We start from the raw sequence: 20948 nt of genomic DNA, 5'->3' as shown, positions 1-20948 counted from the left end.
GAGTAGTCGTGCGGGACGAGCGATGCCCGGGCAACGTCCGCGAGGCCGGGGTCCGTCGCTTCTGGGGCGCGTTACTTGTGGTTTTCGACCCCGTTGTTTCGGCGCTGCTCGTCGTCTTGGTCGTCTTTGTTGCTGGCTGCGTCACGTCGGTGTCCGTCCGCTAAATTGGGGTTTTGTTTGTCCCACCTTGTACAACGATTCGCGGCGGAGCTTGTTCCCGGATTGGCTGTGAGCCCGCTTTGCAGGCGACATTTGAGACTCTGCCGAGGCAGACATTGTGCTGACCTGACACCGTCCTGAGCCTGACACCGTGTTGAGCCGACACCGTGCTTAGCCTGACACCGTGCTGACGGGAGTCGGAGGCGAGCGGGCTATGCGCGGTGTTGCGGAATCGAGCCATCGGGCGGCAGCAGGAATCCTCGCTGAACCAAGTCGGCCACCACGGGTGTAAGCGCGGTGACCACCTCGACTGCTTCCAGCCCCAACAGGTCTGCAATCAACACCATTCCCGAACCAAGGGGGATTTCGCCGGTGCACGTCGAAACCAGGCCCAAGACCGCGCTATCGATTTCGACTTCCCAGCGCATGCTGCGTAACTGGCGGAGTTGTTTCAGGGACCCATCATCGGTTGCGGCCTCACCCTGGGCTGGTCCGTCCTGAGTCAGCATCGACTTGGCCAGCATCGACCGCTGTTCGTACACCACATCCTCGGCAGTCCTCAGACAGGCGTCAAGAAGGCCTGTTTGTCCCTCGCGCCTCAGCCAGCTCTGACGGTCGAACCACTGCGCGATCGCTGCCCCGATTGGCTGCTCAATTGGCTGAACCACGTCCTCAGCGAGGACCACACGCGGCGTGGCGCCGGTTCGATGCAGGTTAACCAGCCCCATGCCAACGGCGAGCACGCCATTGGTGACGAACCAATCGGCCCAACGGTCATAGCGAGACCGCCATGCTTGCGAACCGGGCTGCAGGCCCGCGTCGCGCAGCCACATGCTGACGTATTCTCCGGGGTCGGCGACCTCACGCTGCCAGATCCAGGCATCACAGTCTGCATGCGCAAGCCACGCATCCAGGCGGTCCTGCCACCGCTCGTCGGCCGTGATCACCCAGTTGGCCAGCATTTGGGCGCTGCCACCCGGTCGCAACCTGTCCGGTAATCCCTCGACCAGCTCGCGGCAGACTTCGTCGCCAGCCATGCCACTGTCGCGATAGGTGTACCCCTCGTCCGCCGCGCTGAAGCCTGGCCCGACGATGAAAGGCGGATTGCACACAATCAGATCGAAGCTCTGTTCTCCCACTGGAGCGAGCAGCGATCCGGTACGCAAGTCCCAGGTCAACCCGTTCAGGGCGGCGGTGGTCGCCGCCATCCGTAACGCCCGAGGATTTATGTCCGTCGCCACGATCGACTTTGCGTGGCGTGACAGGTGTAGTGCCTGGACACCGCATCCGGTGCCGATATCCAATGCGCGCTCGACCGGCCTGCGCATGGTCGACTGGGCAAGAGTGGTTGCCGCAGAACCGATGCCCAGGACATGCTCACCGGCCACGACACCGGGACGGACGTCGCTGCCGAGGTCGGATACGACCCACCAGTTTGGACCGCCCGACTCGGAATAGGGCCGAACATCCAACCCAGCTCGGACGGTCCCTGCACGCGCGATCAACAGGCCAGACTCAACTGCCTCGCCCAGGTCGACGGGTGACAGCGCTTTGGCTGCGACCGTGCTTTCGACGTCCAGTCCGAGCAAGAAGAGCCTTATCCAGATTTCTGACGCTGAACCGCCGCGGGTCAGACGCTCCGCACCGCTCAGATCGCCACGTGCCATCGCTGCCTGGCCGGCTAAACCGAGGGCATCGGACACCGCTTGATCGGTGTATGCCTCGCCCATCGCCTGGCGCATGGCGTCGACGAAGCGCGGACCGAATAGCGGCTGCACGATGTCACCTTGCTCCATCAACGGTCTGCCAGCAACGTGGCCGCGAAGGTTCCTACCAGCTCGCCTACGGTCTCTGGCTGTCGCAATTGCAAGTCGTGACCTCCGGCCACTCGCATCAGCCGGGATTGGGCGATCGCGGCGTGCAGTGCGGTGGCCGTGCGCGGCGGGATCACCTGGTCGGCTGTGCCGCTGATGATGATCGTCGGACTCACGATTCTCGGCAGGGCGTCGGTGATGGCCGGCAGATCACGCATCAAGGCCCGCTGCTCGACCAGAAAGCTTCGCCACAACGGTCGATACCGCATTGCCGCTCCGCTTGCCTTCGCGTATGGGATGTCATCGGGCGCGAGATTATTTCCGATGACGTTGGTCGCACGCGCAACGATAGGTCCGCGTCCCAGTCGCAAAGTCGCGAACGCAAGCACTTCGCCAACGACGGGTGCGGCGAGGATCGGATCGATCGGTACCAGAGACTCTGGCCCGATCGAGGCCAGTAGCACGAGGCCGTCAATGCGCTCAGGTACCTGGGCGGCCGTCAGGGCCGCGAGACCGCCCGCCCAGCTGTGGCCGAGAAGGATCACCGGCCCTGGGCAGAACCGATCCAGCCACCGGCGAAGCCAGTCGACGTTGCCCTGGTAGTCGGTGGCCGTGAGTTGATTTGCGCCATATCCGGGACGATCTGGCGCCACGATTCGAACGTCATCGTCCACTCGGTTACGAAGGGCACGACGCAACGCCCAGAAACTCGCAGAGGAGTCCGGTTGGCCGTGCAGGAGCACGATTGTGGGCGCAGACACGAATCCATCGTGCCGCATGTCTTCGCTGAAGCGAGATGAGACATCAGCGACATCTGATGCTGGCGTCCTCGCGGTGGCACGATAGACCAATGCGCGCCCTCAAGCGTCATTCCGATAAGCCCGTGCTCATCACCGCAGCCTCGACGAGCGGTGACGATTCGTTCGACCAACGGCGGCGTCGGTACTTGATCACGATGACGATCAGGGCGCTGTGCATAGTCGGAGCGGCGACAACCGTGCACCTTTCCGGCTGGCTGGCTGCCGGATTCGTTGGCGGGGCCCTCGTTCTGCCCTGGACGGCGGTGCTCATCGCCAACGACCGGCCGCCCAAGCAGGGCGCCCAGTTCCGGCGGTTTGTTCCTGGCCTGAACCATGACGGGCCGAGGCAGCTAGAAGGTCCCCCGATCAGCACCGCCGAGGCCAACGATCCTGCGGACTCGAAATCGTCGGACGACACCGGGCAGCCTGATACGGGTCCGACCCCAACAGAGGGCAGTAAGGCCACGGTGATCGACATTTGACCGGGGCGAGTATTTCGACCTGACTCATAGATCGACCCTCGATCGTGATGGCACAATTGGTGACTATGACCACTCAGACACTGGAATCGCCCAAGACTTCCGAGGCCGATACCGGGGATCAGCTTTTCCATTACGTCAACAAGGCCAAGATCGCCGAGAGCGCGGTCATGGGATCCATGGTTCAAGCCCTGTGTGGTGAGGTCTTTCCGGTAACACGAACGCCCAAGCCCGGATCGCCAGTGTGCGCGCGATGCAAAGAAATCTACGAGTCCATTCCCGACCGGGGTTAGCCCGCGGTTTCTTCGTTCGGCTCGTTTTCGACTCTTTGCCAGCCACGCTCGGCCCGGGTCTTTCGCGGCGCGGTAGGTGATGCCTGCTCGATTGCCGCATTCAGTTCGGCGCCGAGTAGGACTCCCAGAGCCAGTAGGTAGAAGAACAGAAGCGCGGCGATAGGCGCCGCTAGCGTGCCGTAGGCGTGGTTGTGCGCGACGATGAAGGCGATGTACTGGCGCAGGCCTGCCGAGCCCAGTAAGAAGATCACCAGCGCGAGAATCGCACCCGGCGTTCCCCTGCGCCAGGGGAGACGTCTTGGCGGCGCCAGATGGTAGAGGCTCGTCAGGCCAATCAGAAGCAGGATGATGATCACCGGCCAGTAGGCGTCGTTGATGACCCGATCGGCGTTATGCCGTGCGCTCTCGGGAAAAAGCTTCACCAGCACCGAGGGGCCCAGCACGAGCGCGGGGAGCGCCACCACTCCGATGACGATCGAGCCTAGATATATCCAGAGCGCGAGTAAGCGGCTTCGTACGGCACCGCGCAGATCGCGCATGCCATAGGCAATGGTGATCGTGTTTACGAAGGTGGCGGTGGCCGAAGATCCGGCCCACAACGCCAGAAGGAAGCTGATCGAGACGACGTCGCCGCGGCCCTCGTTGAGAACCTGGTGCACCAGTGGGGCCACCAACTGATCAACTACCTCGGCGCTGAAAGCTCGAGAGAATCCGTTCAACAGATTGTTCTGGATTCGGTTGACCGTATCCGGACCGGCCAGATCCGAAAAATATCCGAGCGCCGCCAACAACGCCAGGAACAACGACGGAAGTGACAAGAGTTGCCAGAACGCGGCCTCGGCGGATAGCCCAAGCACTCGATCGTTCCACGCCTTGGAAATCGTTCGGCCGATCAGCGTTCGGGTTCCTCGTAGGCTGATCACGGAAGTGAAGTCTGCACACTGCCGCTGTGTTTGCACAGCCGTGACACGCCGCCGCCAGGCATACGTGACGACACCGATACGCCGGGTTGGATTCTCTATGGTCACAGGGTGAGCGTCTCGACGACCCAGCTCGGTTTGGATCTGATCGGCGTGTTCGTCTTTGCGCTCTCCGGGGGACTAGCCGCGGTTCGTGCCCGGCTCGACCTGTTCGGAGTCGTTGTGGTCGCTTCGGTGACGGCACTCGGCGGCGGCGTGCTCCGCGACACGTTGCTTGCCCAAGGCCCACCCGAGTCGTTGCGCCACTGGCCCTACCTGGCGATGCCCCTTGTCGCCGCCGGCATCGTGTTTTGGTGGCATCCACAGGTTTCTCGCGCGCGCAAGCTCGTTCTGGTGCTCGATGCAGCTGGTCTAGGCCTGTTCACCGTGACAGCTACGCAGAAGTCGCTCGCAGCTGGATTGAGTGTCGCGGGTGCGTGTGTCGTCGGGATGATCGCCGGCATCGGCGGTGGTGTAGTGCGCGACATCCTGTTGCGACAGATCCCTGTCGTGTTGCAGCGCGAGATCTATGCGATCGCAGCGTTGATTGGTGCGTGCCTGGTCTGCCTGGGCAGCGCCGTGCATCAGTTGCACGGCCCGTGGCTGATCGCGACCGCGGCGATCGTATTCGGAGTACGCATGCTGGCATTGACTCGCCACTGGTCGGCTCCGGTCGCGCGCGACCTCGAGGATCAAGCGGGCGGTTGAGCGTGCTCGGCAGCGTCGCGAACAGACTCACGAACAAACTCACGAACAAACTCACGAACAAACTCACAGTGCCGCGGGTCGAAGTCTCACCCTGACAGTGCCGACCGTTAGCCTTGTGATCAGCGACGATCGTTGCATTGGGTATCGAGTACAGATCGAGAGCCGCGACACGGTATGGGTATCGCGGCATGAGGAAGTGGGGCGGCGTCGGATGTTTCAACGCCGCATCACCGGTACTCGTTTGCGGTCCTGGCAGCGCGAGGCGCTAGCCAAGTACGACACCGAGCCCCGCAAGGACTTTCTCGTCACAGCGACCCCCGGCGCAGGCAAGACCACGTTTGCCTTGACGTTGGCGGTGGGGCTGCTTGCTCGAAGGGTGATCGATCGGATCGTCGTGGTCGCGCCTACCGATCATCTGCGGACGCAGTGGGCCGAGGCCGCGGAGACCTTCGGCATCGCTCTGGATCCAACACTCAGCAACGCCGTCGGCCCCGTAGCTGCGGACTTGCACGGTTACGTAACGACTTATGCGCAGGTCGCCGGCAAGCCGACACTGCATGCGGCCCGGGCAACCGCGAAGCGATCCTTGGTGATCTTCGACGAGATTCACCACACGGGAGACGGATTGTCCTGGGGCGACGCGATCTCCGACGCCTTCGATGACGTGACTCGCCGTCTCTGTCTCACCGGAACGCCGTTTCGGACGAACACCGCTGAGCGCATTCCCTTCGTGCGATACGAACCCGACGATGATGGTGGCCTCGTCTCTACCGCCGACTTCAGTTACGGCTACGCCGACGCGTTGCGCGACCATGTCGTGCGCCCAGTTGTGTTCGCTGCCTACACCGGAGTCAGCCGCTGGCGCAACTCAGCAGGTGAAGTCATCGCGGCTTCGCTCACCGACGCCGGGACCAGATCGACGGAGCAGGCGGCGTGGCGAACGGCCCTGGACCCGAAGGGCGATTGGGTGCCACACGTCATTGCTGCAATGGATGAGCGACTCACGCAGCTACGTGCCTCGGGTATGCCCGACGCCGCCGGACTCGTACTCGCTTCTGATCAGGACGACGCCCGCGAATATGCCGGCATCGTCGAGCGTGTCACGGGCGAACGGCCCTACTTGATCTTGTCCGATGACCCGAAGGCCAGTTCAAAGATCAGCGAGTTCGGAGTCGGCGGAGCCCGCATCGCAGTGTGCGTACGAATGGTGTCTGAGGGCGTGGATGTTCCCCGAGCCGCATGCCTGGCCTGGTTGACGAGTTACCGGACGCCACTCTTCTTCGCACAAGCAGTCGGACGCGTCGTGCGATCCCGGGGACGACACGAATCGGCCACTGTATTCCTACCCGCAGTCCGTCCATTGCTGGCCCTAGCAGCCGAGCTCGAAATCGATCGGAACCACGTACTGCCGCCTCCGTCGACCCAATCGCTGGATTTGGTTGACGAATTCGACGATGAGCGACCTGAGGACGCCGAGTCCGCCCTGCTGGTCCAGTGGGAGGCACTGGAGGCCGAAGCGCAGTTCGCCCACGTTCTGCATGCCGGTCGGGCGGTCACCAGCGATCCCCACTTCGAGGTGTCCGAAGACGACGAGGACTTTTTGGGATTGCCTGGCCTGCTGTCGCCAGAACAGACTGCCGCTCTGCTGTCCCAGCGCGATGGCGAGATGCGCAAGCGTGCGTCGCGCGCCCGGCAGTCGAGCGTCGACAGCCGGGCTGAGATACCGGTCACAGATTCGGTGTCAATGACGGGTGCAAGTCGATCAGACGGGCTGGGGCAGGGCGGGGTCAGCTGGCGTGCCGCTGCGGATCTCCGGCGAGAAGTCAATCGTTTGGTGGCCGTGCTGTCAGCTCGTAGTGGCGCTCCGCACGGAGTCTTGCACGCGCAGTTACGAGCCGCGGTCCCTGGCCCGGCATCTGCGTCGGCTTCTGCGGAGCTCTTGGAAGCTCGTCGCGAACATTTGATGGGCTTGCTCTGACGGCCGCCCGTTAGTGGCGCGGGCTGAAAGCGCGAAGCCCATATTGTTACGGGGGTATTTCCTCGTTCGCTACACGCGAAATAGGTCTCATTCCGCGTTCAGATGGGAACTTCGGCGCGCCTGAGCTGGTTGTATGTATCGGACGGACACCATGAGTCTCTAGATCTAACGAGGCCCGCCGTTCGTCAGAGTTCCAGCAACCGCGAGTAGTCAGCGCAGAAAATGAGGTAACCAGTGACCAGCACTTTGACCGCAGAGCCTCTGACCGCAGTCGATCGCTGTGACCGGTGTGGTGCGCAGGCTTACGTACGGGTCGTCATGCCTGCCGGTGGTGAACTTCTGTTCTGCGCCCACCACGGCCGCGCGTACACGCCGAAGCTGAAAGAGCTCGATGCTCAGATCGTCGATGAATACAACCGCCTCGATGAGGAACAGCAGCCGACACCGGCTGCGTCTGCAGGTATTGAGGCGTAGCGAACGTATAGCGCAGCACGTCCAAAGGCTGGCCGTCCACCAAAGTGGGCGGCCAGCCTTTGTCGTAGTCGCGTTTCCGTGCGTCTTAGGCGAAGCAGGTTGTAGGCCGAGCATGAAGGCGTCAGGTGAAGAGGCCCTTGCCGAACCAGTCGCCAGCTGCGGTGACGCCCGGCGGAACAGCGAACACCGCGCTGCTGGTGTGCTTGATGTATTCGTTCAGCAGGTCGTTAGTACCGAGAGCCCGCTGGATGGGCACGAATTGCTTACGCGGGTCCTTCTGGAAGGCGATGAAAAACAGACCCGCGTCCAGCAAACCGGTCACCGGGTCGATCCCGTCAGTGTAGGAATAACCCCGACGGAGGATCTTCTGTCCGCCGTGATTCAGCGGCGAGGCCAGATTTATGTGCGCGTCCTTGTCGATGACCAGCGCGCCATCCTTGGTCGCTGTGAGATTCACGGTGTCGAATTCAGTTTTGCCGGTCAACGGCGCGCCGGTGTCCTTCCGCCTACCAAACACTTTTTCCTGATCGGCGAGGTAGTCCGCATCCCACGACTCGACGAGCATGCGGATGCGGCGCGACACGAGATAGCTGCCACCCTTCATCCAGGGCTGATCTGTCTCGTCGCCGACCCAGACGTAGTCCTCGAAGTCCGAGGTGTCTTCTTCCTTGATGTTGTTCGTGCCGTCCTTGAATCCCATCAGGTTTCGCGGCGTCGCTTGAGATTTCGAGGTGGTTGAGGTTCGACCGAAACCGAGTTGCGACCACCTGAGCACGGCCGTCCCGCGCGCCATACGAGCGAAGTTGCGGATTACGTGAAAGGCAACTTGGGGGTCATTCGAGCACGCTTGGACGCATAGGTCCCCATTGCTGCGATCAGCTTCGAGTGCATCGCGGGGCAGACTCGGGATATCTGCGAGTGCTGCAGGCCGCTTTCTTGCTAATCCGAATCGCTCATCGAAAAAAGACGGGCCGAATCCGACGGTGATCGTCAGGTTCGCCGGGCTGAGACCTGCGGCCTCTCCGGTGTCGATGGGTGGAGCTTGGGGCATCGTCTCGGTTGCCCCGATCGCTTCGCCAGCCGTGAGGCGGGCGGCCGCCGCCGCCCAGGTTCCAAGCATGGTCTGAACGGCCATTGGATCGACGCTTGTGATGTCGAACGCGGCAAAAGCCAGCCGATCCTGGGCCGGCGTGGCGATGCCGGCTTGATTGGCGCCATAGAAGGCGACGACTTCCTTGGCCGGATCAAGGGACGCCGCATTGGCATCAGTTGCCCGGGCGACGCCGAATCCGGCGCTGCCCGCCGCGACGACACCGGCAGTGCCGAGCGCCGCGGTAAGGAAACCGCGACGGCTCGGACGGCGGTTACCGTCCGAGCCGTCGCGGGTTTGTTCACCTGAAGTCACGCGTTAACCACCTTGCTTGCTACCCGGGACAACGGCTCGGCGACCGCCTGGACAGCCTGAGCCAGCGCGGTCACGTCCGCCTTCGTAAGAGTGCCGTAGAGCACGAAACCGGACGGCTGGGACTTGTCCCGGTATTTGTCCAACAACTTATCGAGACTGGAGAAACCGCTTGTGATGGTGTTCGTAAGTGCGGGATCGATTTTCTCCAGGCCAGGCTGCAGGTTCGCGAATGCCTGTTCAGAGCCCTCAACGTTTGCCTGGAAGTCGAGGAGGTCGATGTGGGAGTATCGCTCCTCTTCGCCGGTGACTTTGCTCTTGGAGACCTCGTCGAGCAGGCCGACCGCGCCGTTCGCCAGTTCAGCGGGCTGATACGTCAGGCCCTTGGCCAGGGTTTGCAGCTTCTGAACGTTCTGTACGAGACCATCGCCGTAAACGGCCAGGCCAGTAAGACTCTTTTGGGTGAATAGACCGTATTCGATCCGATGGAAACCGGTCAGTTTGGTCACCGGAACGTCATCGGCGCGATTGTCGATCGCGGGATCGAGGTCCTGAAATGACTCGGCAACCGGTTCGATTCGCTCGTAGTACGGCCGCGCTTTTGCGTAAGCAACCTGCGCTGCCGTCAAGTCGGTACCCTTCAGCGCCGCGTTGAGTTGATTCGAGGCAGCAAGCAGGAAGCCGATCTGGTTGTCGACGTAGGTGCCGTAATCCTTGGTGCCGGTTGTCAACAGCGCGCCGGTGTCGGTGGCCGCTGTGGTGTTGGCCGTCCCTGTGACCTTCAGCGGGACCCGCGGGGTGGTCGCGCCAGGGCAGTACATCTGATAATCGCCGGGGTTGACGTTGAGGGAGAACGAGCCCGAGAACCCTGGGGGCAAGTTTTCTTTCTCGCCGATGATTCGTTCTCCGTCGAGAAGCTCGAACTCGGTGATGCCGGTGGCGTCCTTGTTGCTGACCTTGAACGTGATCGCGCCGGAGTCGTAGCTGTCTCGATCCGCGACGCACTTGTCGCTGGTGATCGTCACTACAGCGGTATGCGGATCACCGGCTGCAGACGAAACTGCGCCCGCTCCCGCGTTGTCTTTCTTGTCGCTACTGCACCCCGCAGCGGTAAGCAGCAACGCCGCAGCTCCGAGCGCGGTCGCCGCAATCGTCCGGCGAGTGGTCATGGCAAAGTTCCCCTCATCAGCAGTCTGGTGAGGAGAGGCTAACCTAATCTCGGGCATATTCGCGCTCGGGGGGTGCAACAAGTGCCGAAAGTGACTCACGCCGCATTGTCATCTGGAGCCACAAGAGCCAGCCGAGGGCCACGACCACGATGGCGCCCAACAGGGCCGCGGCCGTGAACAGGGCTTGCCTGCGATTCCCGGCGTCAATTGCAGCATGTGCCTGCGCGACGGCGCCAAGGGCAGCGTTTCGGTCCACCTCGGCCGTCGTCCGAGCGGGGGAGCCGATAGGGGTCTTACCGATCGATAAGCCGGCAACAGTTTGTACCGAGGCCACCGCACGTATGTCGATGATTCGGTCCGTCTGCGGCTCGACCCACCAGCTGATCTCGGACTGCTCCAGATAGCTGACCGGAACCTCGGTCGCGGACGTGTCGTTAGCGTTTGCCCCCAGCGGCAACCGGCCACCGTTGCGTTCGGCGATCTCGGCCAAGGTCATTTCCGCGGGCAGACCGCGGCTGGCGCTCCCAGTCGTCTGGGCCGTGAACACCTCCGTATGCAGGCCGTCGCGAAGTTCGGAAGCACTGCGTTTCGCGGAAAACGTTTGGTTGGGCGCGCCATCGGTTACCGACCCAGGTAGTCCCGAGCTGATGGTTGCGGTGGAGGCTGAACGGCCGAGCAGCTGGGCAGAGACTGGACCGAAGCTCGTCACCGGGTGATCGCTCGGACTCGAGGGAGCGATTGCCAGACAAACGACTGCCGTCACGGCAGCGATTGCTGCCACCGAGATTGCGATGCGCCGCTGGAGTGGCCGCCCGACTGCCTTGCCCGGAGGCCAGGCCACATAGAGGCCAACCGGAATCAGATAGGCAAGCCATGCCACGACTTCGATCACCGTGGGGCGTTCCTGGATACCCAACATTCCCGTCAGCAGGCTCGCTTGTACGCTCCCCGGTCGCACTACGGCCGTCAGGTCGAGTACCTGCTGCTGGCCCGAATTTATCCAGCCTGCTTCGTGGGCGGTGTGGAATGCGGTTACCACCAGACCGGCCGCAACCAGGACGAGAACCACGCCTGTGGCACGGAAGAATTTCGACAGGTTGATTCGAACGCCGCCGCGATAAATCGCGTATCCAAGGGCGACCGCCAGGAGCACGCCGAGGAGTGCGCCCAGCCCCGCGCTGGGACCGCTGTCGCTCTCGTTGAAGGCGGCAAGAAGAAAGACCGCGGTCTCGAAGCCTTCTCGGAGTACCGCCAGGAAGGCCATCAGAACCAAGGCAAATCCCGAGCCGGCGGCGAGCGCCACTGACGCCGCCCCTTCGAGTTGACCCTTCAGATCGCGAGAATGCCGCCGCATCCAGACCACCATGTAGGTGACCATCACCACTGCCACGGCGCCGATGATTGTCTCGAGACCTTCTTGTTGGCGCTGCGGCAGATTCTGCGATAGGACTTTTAGTCCGATACCGACTCCGGCGCAAAGTACAACGGCAAGCAATACTCCGGCAAAGACCCACCGCAAGAGATCTGGGCGGCCGTTGCGCCTGAGAAAGGTCGCCACGATGCTGACGATCAGCGCGGCTTCGAGCCCCTCGCGGAGCCCGATGACGAACGTGGGGAGCATCCCGATCCATCCCTGAGGTGAGCCTTACCTATCCATCGCAGACTAGCGGATGGAAGGCGACAAACCCAGGATCGTGTAACAGCGGGCACCCTATGGATGCCCGCTGTTACACAATCGGAATTGGTAGCTCAGTTGATCACGGGTGTGCCAGGACCTCCAAGCCGCTCCGCACGGCCGCAGCCCCTTGAAGCACCCTCTGTGCGCCCTTGGCAGTGGAAGCCGCCGATGCCGTTGCGTCCGGGACCGGTTGTGGGAGTGGGGCACAAACCGCGTCTGCACGATTGCCGTGGACACGAGCGGGCAGAGTGCCGTCCGCCAAGTACGCAGCGATCTGATTGTCCAGGCAGGTGTCACCATTCAAGGAATTTGCATGCGATGTTCCGCCCGGCAGTGCGATCAGGCTCGCATGGGGGAACAACCTACGTACTTCTAGGCTGCCCTCGTACGGTGTCGCCGCATCGAGCGTTTCGTCGATCAACAGCATGCTCGCCACGCCCGTTCCGCTGACGCGAACCGGCCGCTGGGCCGGAGCCGGCCAATTTCGACACGGAGCGTTGAACCACGCATTGCCCCACGTCTCAAATGGAGCCTGCGCGTAGGTGAGCCAGTTATCGCGTTCCCACTTCGCCCAGCTTTGTGGCCATTGGACGTCGGTGCACTGCACGCCAAGGTATATCGCATATCCGTTGTCGTCGCCGAAGCCATTGGCGTCAAGGTAATGCTGCTCGAGATTTGCCACATCGTTGTTATGGATATAACCGGCGAAGGTCTCGGCTAGGTCTGTCCAGGTCGACTGGTAGTAACCGGCGTACAGGAAGGCGTCGGTCCATTCAGACGCCCCGATTTTTCCGTCAGCCGGCGTTTTCGCCAACTTGGCCCGCGTGGCGTACCAGAGATTTCGAACCGCATTTGGAGTCTTTCCCAGGTGATAGACCGAGTCGTATTTGGCCAACCAGCCGAACCAGATGTTCATGTTCTTGTCGAAGGCGATGTCCTGATCGAGGTTCGCTTGATACCAGACATTTCGCGGATCGACATTGCTGTCGAGCACCATTCTGCGCACGCGCTGCGGGTACAGGGTGCCGTAAACCTGTCCCAGGTAGGTCCCGTAGGAGAAGCCGTAGTAGTTGATTTGTTTCGCCCCGAGCGCCGCGCGGATGCTGTCCATGTCGCGGGCCGAATCAACGGTGGTGAGATGGTCGAGGATCGCGCCGTTGTTGGCTGCGCAGTCCTTGGCGTAGCCCTTGGTTTTGGCGAGCCACGCGTTTTCGATCGCTTTGGTCACGGGCACGTAGTTAGGCCGGTCGAATCCGAAATAAGTGGGGTCACAGCTGACCGCCGGGACGCTGGAGCCCACGCCGCGCGGATCGAACCCAATCCAGTCGTAGTAATCCCCAGCCCCGTTCGGCACGAACTCGCCCAGCACCGAAAGGGTCAGCCCGGAACCACCAGGGCCGCCCGGATTGACCAGCATGATCCCTTGGTACTGCGAGTCGGGGACCTTGTGCTTAATGCGAGACACAGCGAGTTGGATCTTCGTGCTGGCCGGATGCCGGTAATCCAGCGGCACCGAGATCATGGCGCATTCGGCGCCACGCCGTTGCAGGCCAGGACTGGCACATTGGCCCCAGTTGACCGAGGATGGGCCGTTCTGGACTGCGGGAGAGTGAGCGGGTGTCGAATCGCGCGGTGCGGCTTGCGCGGCGACGGGCGCCAATCCGACGGTGAGTGCGACGCTGGCGATGGCGACAGCGGTTCTGCGGAGTTTCCTCATGAGACCCCTTTTCATCGGGCGAGCGGCGGGTATGCCGCACGTGCCGAACGAGAGGTTTCCACCGGATACATCCGATTTCAAGCGTTGAACAAATCTATATTCTGGCTAAACACACATTGATTAGCTAGCTCGCTCATACCCTTCAGAAACGAATGAAGGCCTCGTCGTCGTTGACGAGGCCTTCATTCGATGCCCTTGGATGTTGCAGTGAGCAGGGGTTCGGTCAGTCGAGATAATCGCGCAGGACTTGCGATCGCGAAGGGTGCCGCAACTTTGACATCGTCTTCGATTCAATCTGACGAATCCGTTCACGTGTGACGCCATAGACCTGGCCGATTTCGTCCAAGGTCCTCGGCTGACCATCCGTGAGGCCAAATCGCAACTTTACGACTCCCGCTTCGCGTTCAGACAACGTATGCAACACCGACTGCAACTGATCCTGAAGAAGCGTGAATGAGACTGCGTCCACGGCAACGACGGCTTCTGAGTCTTCGATGAAGTCGCCGAGCTGGCTGTCGCCCTCGTCGCCGATCGTTTGATCAAGAGAGATCGGTTCACGAGCGTACTGCTGGATTTCCAAGACCTTGTCGGGCGTGATATCCATTTCTTTCGCGAGCTCTTCCGGTGTGGGCTCTCGTCCCAGATCCTGCAAGAGTTCGCGTTGTATGCGGCCGAGCTTGTTGATCACCTCGACCATGTGCACCGGAATCCGGATGGTGCGAGCTTGGTCAGCCATCGCTCGTGTGATTGCCTGACGGATCCACCAGGTCGCGTAGGTCGAGAACTTGTAGCCCTTGGTGTAGTCGAACTTCTCCACTGCGCGGATCAAGCCGAGGTTGCCCTCTTGGATGAGGTCAAGAAAAGCCATCCCGCGGCCGGTATAGCGCTTGGCCAGCGAGACAACAAGCCGGAGGTTCGCTTCGAGGAGGTGATTCTTCGCCCTCTCGCCATCGCGAACAATCCAGTTCAGATCGCGACGTTGCTGTAGCGGCAACTTTTCCGTGCTTGCTTCGAGCTGACGGAGCCGTTCTGCGCCATAGAGGCCGGCTTCGATCCGCTTGGCAAGATCCACCTCCTCTTCTGCGTTGAGGAGTGCGACCTTGCCGATCTGTTTGAGGTAGGCGCGAACCGAGTCGGCTGAGGCCGTCATCTCCGCGTCCTTGCGAGCCTGGCGGAGCGCCTCGGACTCTTCCTCGTCCCACGTGAACTCACTGGATTCGCCCTCAGCGGGCGCAGGCGGGTCATCACCGTCGACTTCGGCGTCAGCCTCAGTGTCGACGATCACCTCTTCGAGTTCGGCGTCGGCGGGAATGTCCGCTGGTTCGACTTCGCCTACAACGTCGTCGACGACATCGGCCCCGACGGCAGGGGCGTCGACCACCTTCGTCGCGTTCGCCTTGACGGTCGATTTCTTCGGCTGAGCCTTCGGAGTGCTGATCGTTGCCGCGGCCGAGGCGTCGACGGCTGTCGCAACCGGCTTCGTGATCGTTTTCCGCGCCGTCGCTGCCGCACTTACTAGCGGCTGCTCGGCTGATTCGCTGGGAACCACGTACGCCCTTTCTTGCAATCGCGCACAATGTGGATCTGCGGGAAAGTCATGAGGACATGACAATTCCGCAGTGCGCGGGAGGATGTGAGTGGGGTCAGCTAGCCGCTGGGGTTCACCGGATCGCCAGGATGGGATCGCGGTGCCTTCGTTGGTGCCAGGCCCTGCATGAGACATTGTAATCACGCCAGCGCGCTCAACGCGGAATCAATCGCGCGATTTGAAGGCCTGGCGGAGGATTTTCAGCGTTCGGCTGCCGCCATTGCGGCACCGACAATCCCCGCGTTGTTGAGCAGCATCGCCGGACGAACCGGTGTTTGCAGCTCGAGAAAGGGTAGCCACCGATCCGAATCCTTGCTGACCCCGCCGCCTACCAGAAACAGGTCAGGAGAGAACAGCGATTCGACGTGGGACATATAACGCTGCACGCGCTTGGCCCAGTGCCTGTAGGACATCTTTTGCTTGTCCTTGACGGAGGCGGCTGCGCGGTCCTCAGCATCGTGCCCGTCCAGCTCGAGATGGCCCAACTCGGTGTTCGGCACTAGCTGACCGTTGAGAAACAGACCGCTACCGATCCCGGTGCCGAAGGTCAAAAGGATGACCACGCCCCGCACATCGCGAGCCGCACCGAAGCGCACCTCGGCCAAGCCCGCAGCATCGGCGTCATTGAGGACGGTGACCTCGCGTCCGGTCGCTTTCGTGAATACAGCATCGACGTCGGTGCCGATCCAAGAGGGATCGACGTTGGCTGCCGACCGAGCGACTCCGTTCTTGATAACCGCCGGGAACGTGGCGCCAACCGGACCGTCCCATTTGGCGCGCGTCACCAGATCCAGGACGATCTGGGCGACGTTGTCCGGCGTTGACTCCGTAGGCGTAGCAATCCGTACTCGTTGGGTTCTGAGCTCGCCAGTTTTCGTATCGACGATCGCGCCTTTGATTCCGCTGCCTCCGATATCTATGCCGTACGCGGCTTCAGGGGTGGCGCGGCTTTGCTGTGAGGCTGGCGCGGTCATCATTCCTCCGCTGACTAGGTTGATTGGTGCAAACCTTATCGGCCCGTGTCGGCCTCAAGAAGCAACAGGGGAACAGATGTCATCACATCGGCCCACAAACAACTCTCTGGCGGCCGATCTTGAACTTATCGCCGTCGATCTTGCGGTGCGGGCGGGTGAACTCATGCTTCGCCGTCGCGCGGAGGGTTTCGAGATTCGAACCAAGTCTTCGCCCACAGACGTTGTGACCGATGTTGATCGTGCGGTGGAGGCGTTCCTCGTCACTGAGCTGGCTCGGCTTCGGCCGGCCGACGGCGTCTTCGGCGAGGAGCAGGGGGTCTCAGCGCAATCGAACTCGGGTGTCCGATGGATCGTCGACCCCATAGACGGGACGGTCAACTTCATGCTCGGACTGCCCCAGTTTGCCGTGTCAGTTGCCGCTGAGCTGGATGATGCGGTTGTAGCAGGGTGTGTCCACAACCCGGTGTCCGGCGACTGTTTCCACGCGGCGGCCGGTGGCGGCGCGTACCTCGGACGAGCACGTTTGTTCGGTCCGCGATCCGTTCCGCTGGCGGAAGCCGTTGTTGCCACCGGCTTCGGGTATGACCGAGGGCAGCGAGCAGCCCAGGGGAGGGTCATCGGCGAACTCCTCGGCCGGGTCGGAAACATTCGCCGCCTTGGATCGGCCGCGCTTGATCTATGTGCTTTGAGCGCCGGTTGGGTCGATCTGTACTACGAGGGCGCGCTGAGCGAGTGGGATTTCGCAGCAGGCGCCTTGATCGCCGCCGAGTCCGGCGTCCGCCTGTCTGGGTCGCAGGGCCGACGTCCGGGAGTGGAAATGGTCGCCGGCGCGCATCCGGAGCACGCAGAAGAATTCTTTGCGCTATTGGACCAGCTAGGTGCCGCTGAAGCGGCTCGCGTTGCGTGACGTCGGGCAGACGGGCTCAGCAGGGCTTTGCGGCCCTCGCCTCGGCGGCCAGGACGGTCTGATTCGTTGCCAGGCTTTTGTAGGCCTGGCCGAGGACCAGGTCGACGGAGGCATCGGCGCGAGAAATGCTGACAAGTTTGGCGCCGGGCACGTAGAAACTGAGCAGCGTCGCGCCGTTCTTGCCCTTCGGCCCGAAATGGATCTCTCCGATACCGATCATGGTGTTCGCGTCGCCAGTCCCGGCTGTTACGAAGCCGCGAGTATGCAGCTGAGCGGACACACTCGCCGCAAGCCCAGTCAGGCCGTTGCCGTTGAGTACCTTGATCGTGACGGCGGCTGGTTTGGGCAGGACTACCTTGGCTCCGGTAGCGGCGCACGTAGGTGCGTGCGTGACGGTTGTCTTTGTTGCGCTCGAGGCGTCGTCACGATGCAATACCCGCCACCAAACGATGGCGGTCAGTACCGAAAGTGCCACCAGGAAGGCCAGTGCAGGCAGCGGCCGGCGGGTCGTCGAAGCGGACATACCCGGGATCTTCACCTCCTGGACGTGATGCGTGTAACCAAAGCGACAGCCTAGCTGGGACCACTTCGGGAATCGCGAGGCATGCCCGGTCGTTGGACGGCACGCGAGACGCGATACGGTTCCGCGGCCAGCGGTCAGGAATATCCTGTCCGCGCCCGCGGTCGAAGGTGACCGGATCGCAGGAACTCGTGCATTTGATCGAGGAGATGAACTTAAGAGTGGCCACCGATTATGACGCGCCCCGTAGGGGCGAAGCTGATGAACTGAACGAAGACTCGCTTGAGGAGCTGAAGGCGCGGCGCGCCGAGGCGCAATCGGGCTCTATCGACGTCGATGAGACCGAACTTGCCGAGTCGCTGGAACTGCCCGGCGCAGACCTGTCGAGCGTTTCTGGTGAAGAACTTACGGTCCGGGTGCTCCCGAAGCAGGATGACGAGTTCACCTGTTCGAGCTGTTTCCTGGTCCATCACCGGAGCAGGCTCGCTCGAGAGAAAAATGGACAGCTGATCTGCCGCGACTGCGCCTGAGGCAGAACAGTCTGGCCGTTGAGCCGATGGCGGCCGTACCGCGATGGCCGTCAAGCGGCCTCGTGGTGCGGCAAGATAGTGGCATGCCCGAAGACGAGTTGGCCGAACTCATCGAGCGCGCTGTCGCGCCGGTAAGCGTAGAGGGGCCTCAACAAGACAAGCATGGTCGCGAAAAGGCCTTGGCGGCGCTCGTCCCCGTGTTGACTCGGCGGGCCCGACAATCTGGTTTCCGGGCAGTCGCGGCTGGCCGGTGGCTGGTTGACGAGATAGTCGAACTCGCGCCACGCGTTCCGGTGCGAAATGCACGAACGCTTCGGCGGCAGTATTTCGGTCAGTCAGATATGCAGATCGCTGAGAGCCTGATCAAGAAAGCCACTATTGCGAGCGCAGCCGTCGGCGCGTCTGCCGGCGGACTGGCCGCCGTCGAGTTTGTCGCGCCGCCGGTGCTACTTGCTGCGCCCATCCAACTCGCGGCCGAAATGCTGGTAATCACGGCCATCGAACTGAAGTTGGTCGCCGAACTCCACGAGATACTCGGCAATCCGGCCCAAGGCGGCGTTAATGAGCGCGCGACCGCCTACCTGATGTCGTGGGTGCGCAAGCGCGCAATCAAGCCTCAGATGGTCGGTGCGGGTCTGACGGCCATCTTTGGGGTATCTGCCAAGCGTGAACTCCGTAGCCAAGTCCTGCGCAAATTGGGCCGTAGCACGAGCACTCTCGCGCCGTTTCTCGCCGGCGCGGTTGCAGGCGCGGAGGTGAATCGACGGGCAACAAGATCCTTAGGTGAATCCTTGGTCGCCGAACTCAGGGGCATGTCGGACGAACGTTGGTTTCATCAGCTGCGATCAGCCGCTAGACCGATCAGCCGCTAGCCCGACTTTTGGGCGAGCGGGTACTGGGGCGGGCTCGGCCGGACTTGAACGACCAACCGTCAGCGGATCGGCACCGACGCCGCGTGCAGCGCCGCCAACAGCCGGTCCGGGTGGCGTGACGACACAAGCCAGTACGGCACCGAGTAGGGATCAGCCGATTCTCCGTCCTCGGACTGCCCTTCTCGAAGCACAAACTGGACACCTGGACCGACCCAGGAGCGAATGAAATTGAACGCCAAAGGGTCGCCGTGGCGGCCGACTAATCTGCGAAGCTCGCCCGACGAGACTCCGATCGCCGCGGTGATAGCGCCGAGCTCGACGCTCTGATCGCCCGCGCTGACGTGCGTACCGGTTACGGTCACCCGTCCAGCAGATAGCCGCCAGACGACAAGTACGCATATTGCGACGAGGGCAACCGTCGGGAGCCACGCCCACCAGGCTGTGAAAGCGAGCGCAAATTCCGCTCCGAGGAGCACAGCTACGGCCACTGCTGCGGGATACCACCACCAGGGGCTGTAGAGCCGCTCGGTGTACGCAATGGTGCCGGGAATGCTGGATGGCTGAGCGGTCACGTCAACGAGGGTAACCTTCTGCGCTGTGACGATCGGATCGCTGACGGTGGCAGTGCGCAGGCTCGATCCACAGGTTCCGCTACCCAGCTACGCCCTGAGCGGCGACGCCGGTGCTGATCTGGTTACCACCGTTGACGCCACGTTGGCACCCGGAGAGCGGGCGCTGCTGCCTACCGGTTTGGCCATAGCGATACCGCAGGGTTACGCGGGCTTCGTCCATCCCCGATCTGGCCTGGCGATCCGAGCGGGCTTGGGCCTAGTGAACGCCCCCGGCACGATCGATTCCGGCTACCGTGGCGAGATCAAGGTGATCGTCATAAATCATGATCGGGACGAGGCCATCACGCTGGCGCGGGGCGACCGTATTGCCCAGTTGGTAATCCAGCGCGTGGAACACGCCAACTTCGTAGAAATCTCAGACCTGCCGCCCTCTGAACGAGGAGACGGCGGCCATGGGTCCACGGGCGGGTCATCAGCACTCACTCGAGTGCACGGCGTGCCAGCGGAACCAACGATCGCACCGACGGCGATAACAACACGGGAACAGGGAGACGATCAGTAATGGCGCCGCGGCGCAAAGAGAGGCGCACAGAGCGCTCAAAGCTGGATGCCACACCGCCGTGGGAGACCAAGCGTCCCCGCGAGGCCGAGGCAACGACCGGTCCTTTTGATATCCATGACGCGCCGGACGACGGTACGGAGCGACTTGATCTTGGTGCACTGCGGATCCCGGTGGACACCGGTCTGGAGCTCAGGGTCGAGGTCGACGATCAAGGCACAGTCGCCACCGTGAACCTGGTCAACGACGCAGGCCAGATGCAGCTTGGCGTATTTGCGGCGCCGCGCAGCGAGGGTATTTGGGATGAAGTGCGGGGCGAGATCAAGGCCTCGATCACCGAGCAGGGCGGCAAGACCAGGGAAGTGGAAGGCGAGTTCGGCATCGAGCTCAACGGGACCTTGCCAGCACCTGGAGGTGTCACGCCGGTCCGATTCATCGGAGTCGATGGCCCGCGATGGTTCCTACGCGCCATGCTCGCAGGCAGTCCGGCGGCCGAGGCCGAGAAGTCGGCCGTATTCATTGCGGCCTTTCGGGCGCTCGTCGTTGTTCGCGGGAACGAGCCGCTGCCGGTGCGCGACCCAGTACCGCTCCAATTGCCGCGAGAGGCCGCAGAGCAGATTGCGGCGGCGGTCGAGCAGGAACAACAGGGCTGAGTGCTGTGAGCCGGTCGGCGGACGACCCAGGCCACGCATGGCGTGGCGAAACTGATCCTGACCTTGCGATACCCCCTGTCGTCGGCACCGGTTCGTTAAGCCCTTCGGGTGCCGGTGCCGGTGCCGGTGCCGGTGCCGGTGCT

General features: G+C 62.4%; 22 protein-coding genes. 11 read left to right on the top strand and 11 right to left on the bottom strand.

Features of this window, described 5'->3' with window-relative positions:
- Positions 1-8 precede the first annotated feature (8 nt).
- On the top strand, positions 9-164 hold the full coding sequence (locus ACSMXN_RS13380) for a hypothetical protein (RefSeq protein ID WP_022911963.1): 156 nt from the start codon (positions 9-11) through the stop codon (positions 162-164).
- Positions 165-371: 207 nt separating this feature from the next.
- Here ACSMXN_RS13380 and ACSMXN_RS13375 read toward each other — a convergent pair whose 3' ends face one another.
- Positions 372-1937, bottom strand: coding sequence for a DUF7782 domain-containing protein (locus ACSMXN_RS13375; RefSeq protein ID WP_196811146.1), 1566 nt, complete (start codon positions 1935-1937; stop codon positions 372-374).
- A gap of 17 nt (positions 1938-1954) precedes the next feature.
- Positions 1955-2734, bottom strand: a complete 780-nt coding sequence (locus tag ACSMXN_RS13370) for an alpha/beta fold hydrolase (RefSeq protein WP_196811145.1) — start codon at positions 2732-2734, stop codon at positions 1955-1957.
- Positions 2735-2823: 89 nt separating this feature from the next.
- Here ACSMXN_RS13370 and ACSMXN_RS13365 point away from each other — a divergent pair, with 89 nt between their 5' ends.
- Both ACSMXN_RS13365 and ACSMXN_RS13360 read left to right on the top strand, forming a co-directional pair.
- Positions 2824-3255 carry a DUF3099 domain-containing protein gene (locus ACSMXN_RS13365; RefSeq protein WP_022911960.1) on the top strand — a complete coding sequence of 144 codons (432 nt, stop codon included), beginning with the start codon at positions 2824-2826 and terminating at the stop codon, positions 3253-3255.
- Positions 3256-3320: 65 nt separating this feature from the next.
- Complete coding sequence (locus ACSMXN_RS13360; RefSeq protein WP_196811144.1) at positions 3321-3545, top strand: DUF3039 domain-containing protein; 225 nt, start codon at positions 3321-3323, stop codon at positions 3543-3545.
- Here ACSMXN_RS13360 and ACSMXN_RS13355 read toward each other — a convergent pair.
- Positions 3542-4468 (bottom strand): YihY/virulence factor BrkB family protein, encoded by a 927-nt coding sequence (locus ACSMXN_RS13355; protein WP_196811143.1) that lies wholly within the window; start codon positions 4466-4468, stop codon positions 3542-3544. The genes ACSMXN_RS13360 and ACSMXN_RS13355 overlap by 4 nt on opposite strands.
- A 108-nt stretch (positions 4469-4576) precedes the next feature.
- On the opposite strand from ACSMXN_RS13355, the gene ACSMXN_RS13350 reads away from it, so the two are divergent.
- The 3 genes from ACSMXN_RS13350 to ACSMXN_RS13340 all read left to right on the top strand — a co-directional run bounded on the left by ACSMXN_RS13350 (position 4577) and on the right by ACSMXN_RS13340 (position 7664).
- Entirely contained in the window at positions 4577-5212 is a 636-nt protein-coding gene (locus ACSMXN_RS13350; protein WP_022911957.1) for a trimeric intracellular cation channel family protein, read from the top strand.
- A 211-nt stretch (positions 5213-5423) separates the two neighbouring features.
- A complete protein-coding gene (locus tag ACSMXN_RS13345; protein WP_027139092.1) occupies positions 5424-7190 on the top strand; it encodes a DEAD/DEAH box helicase family protein in 1767 nt (588 codons plus the stop codon).
- A gap of 234 nt (positions 7191-7424) precedes the next feature.
- Positions 7425-7664 (top strand): DUF7455 domain-containing protein, encoded by a 240-nt coding sequence (locus ACSMXN_RS13340; protein WP_022911955.1) that lies wholly within the window; start codon positions 7425-7427, stop codon positions 7662-7664.
- A 121-nt stretch (positions 7665-7785) separates the two neighbouring features.
- Here the strand turns inward: ACSMXN_RS13340 and efeB are convergent, their stop codons facing one another.
- The 6 genes from efeB to ppgK form a co-directional block, all read right to left on the bottom strand.
- Complete coding sequence (gene efeB, locus ACSMXN_RS13335) at positions 7786-9069, bottom strand: iron uptake transporter deferrochelatase/peroxidase subunit (protein ID WP_022911954.1); 1284 nt, start codon at positions 9067-9069, stop codon at positions 7786-7788.
- Positions 9066-10235 carry an iron uptake system protein EfeO gene (gene efeO, locus ACSMXN_RS13330; protein WP_022911953.1) on the bottom strand — a complete coding sequence of 390 codons (1170 nt, stop codon included), beginning with the start codon at positions 10233-10235 and terminating at the stop codon, positions 9066-9068. The genes efeB and efeO overlap by 4 nt, the downstream gene beginning before the upstream one ends.
- A gap of 43 nt (positions 10236-10278) precedes the next feature.
- Positions 10279-11856, bottom strand: a complete 1578-nt coding sequence (gene efeU / locus ACSMXN_RS13325; RefSeq protein WP_022911952.1) for an iron uptake transporter permease EfeU — start codon at positions 11854-11856, stop codon at positions 10279-10281.
- Between the two features lie 136 nt (positions 11857-11992).
- Entirely contained in the window at positions 11993-13630 is a 1638-nt protein-coding gene (locus ACSMXN_RS13320; protein WP_022911951.1) for an alpha/beta hydrolase, read from the bottom strand.
- Between the two features lie 223 nt (positions 13631-13853).
- Positions 13854-15197 (bottom strand): RNA polymerase sigma factor, encoded by a 1344-nt coding sequence (locus ACSMXN_RS13315; protein ID WP_081648930.1) that lies wholly within the window; start codon positions 15195-15197, stop codon positions 13854-13856.
- 221 nt (positions 15198-15418) lie between these two features.
- Positions 15419-16192 (bottom strand): polyphosphate--glucose phosphotransferase, encoded by a 774-nt coding sequence (ppgK, locus tag ACSMXN_RS13310; RefSeq protein ID WP_051148776.1) that lies wholly within the window; start codon positions 16190-16192, stop codon positions 15419-15421.
- A gap of 76 nt (positions 16193-16268) precedes the next feature.
- On the opposite strand from ppgK, the gene ACSMXN_RS13305 reads away from it, so the two are divergent.
- On the top strand, positions 16269-17099 hold the full coding sequence (locus ACSMXN_RS13305) for an inositol monophosphatase family protein (RefSeq protein WP_022911948.1): 831 nt from the start codon (positions 16269-16271) through the stop codon (positions 17097-17099).
- 16 nt (positions 17100-17115) lie between these two features.
- Here ACSMXN_RS13305 and ACSMXN_RS13300 read toward each other — a convergent pair whose 3' ends face one another.
- On the bottom strand, positions 17116-17622 hold the full coding sequence (locus tag ACSMXN_RS13300) for a LytR C-terminal domain-containing protein (RefSeq protein WP_155958267.1): 507 nt from the start codon (positions 17620-17622) through the stop codon (positions 17116-17118).
- A gap of 218 nt (positions 17623-17840) precedes the next feature.
- Between ACSMXN_RS13300 and ACSMXN_RS13295 the strand changes: the two genes are divergently transcribed.
- Complete coding sequence (locus tag ACSMXN_RS13295) at positions 17841-18149, top strand: DUF4193 domain-containing protein (protein ID WP_027139088.1); 309 nt, start codon at positions 17841-17843, stop codon at positions 18147-18149.
- An 83-nt stretch (positions 18150-18232) separates the two neighbouring features.
- Positions 18233-19021 carry a hypothetical protein gene (locus ACSMXN_RS13290; RefSeq protein WP_155958266.1) on the top strand — a complete coding sequence of 263 codons (789 nt, stop codon included), beginning with the start codon at positions 18233-18235 and terminating at the stop codon, positions 19019-19021.
- Between the two features lie 59 nt (positions 19022-19080).
- On the opposite strand, the gene ACSMXN_RS13285 is transcribed toward ACSMXN_RS13290, so the two are convergent.
- Positions 19081-19593, bottom strand: a complete 513-nt coding sequence (locus ACSMXN_RS13285) for a DUF3093 domain-containing protein (protein ID WP_022911944.1) — start codon at positions 19591-19593, stop codon at positions 19081-19083.
- Positions 19594-19624: 31 nt separating this feature from the next.
- Here ACSMXN_RS13285 and dut point away from each other — a divergent pair, with 31 nt between their 5' ends.
- Both dut and ACSMXN_RS13275 read left to right on the top strand, forming a co-directional pair.
- Entirely contained in the window at positions 19625-20155 is a 531-nt protein-coding gene (gene dut, locus ACSMXN_RS13280; protein ID WP_051148775.1) for a dUTP diphosphatase, read from the top strand.
- Positions 20155-20805 (top strand): DUF3710 domain-containing protein, encoded by a 651-nt coding sequence (locus tag ACSMXN_RS13275; protein ID WP_022911942.1) that lies wholly within the window; start codon positions 20155-20157, stop codon positions 20803-20805. The genes dut and ACSMXN_RS13275 overlap by 1 nt, the downstream gene beginning before the upstream one ends.
- The last annotated feature ends 143 nt before the right edge of the window (positions 20806-20948 follow it).

The organism is Parajatrophihabitans canadensis, assembly GCF_053764775.1.
This window is presented reverse-complemented; position numbering and strand designations above follow the sequence as displayed.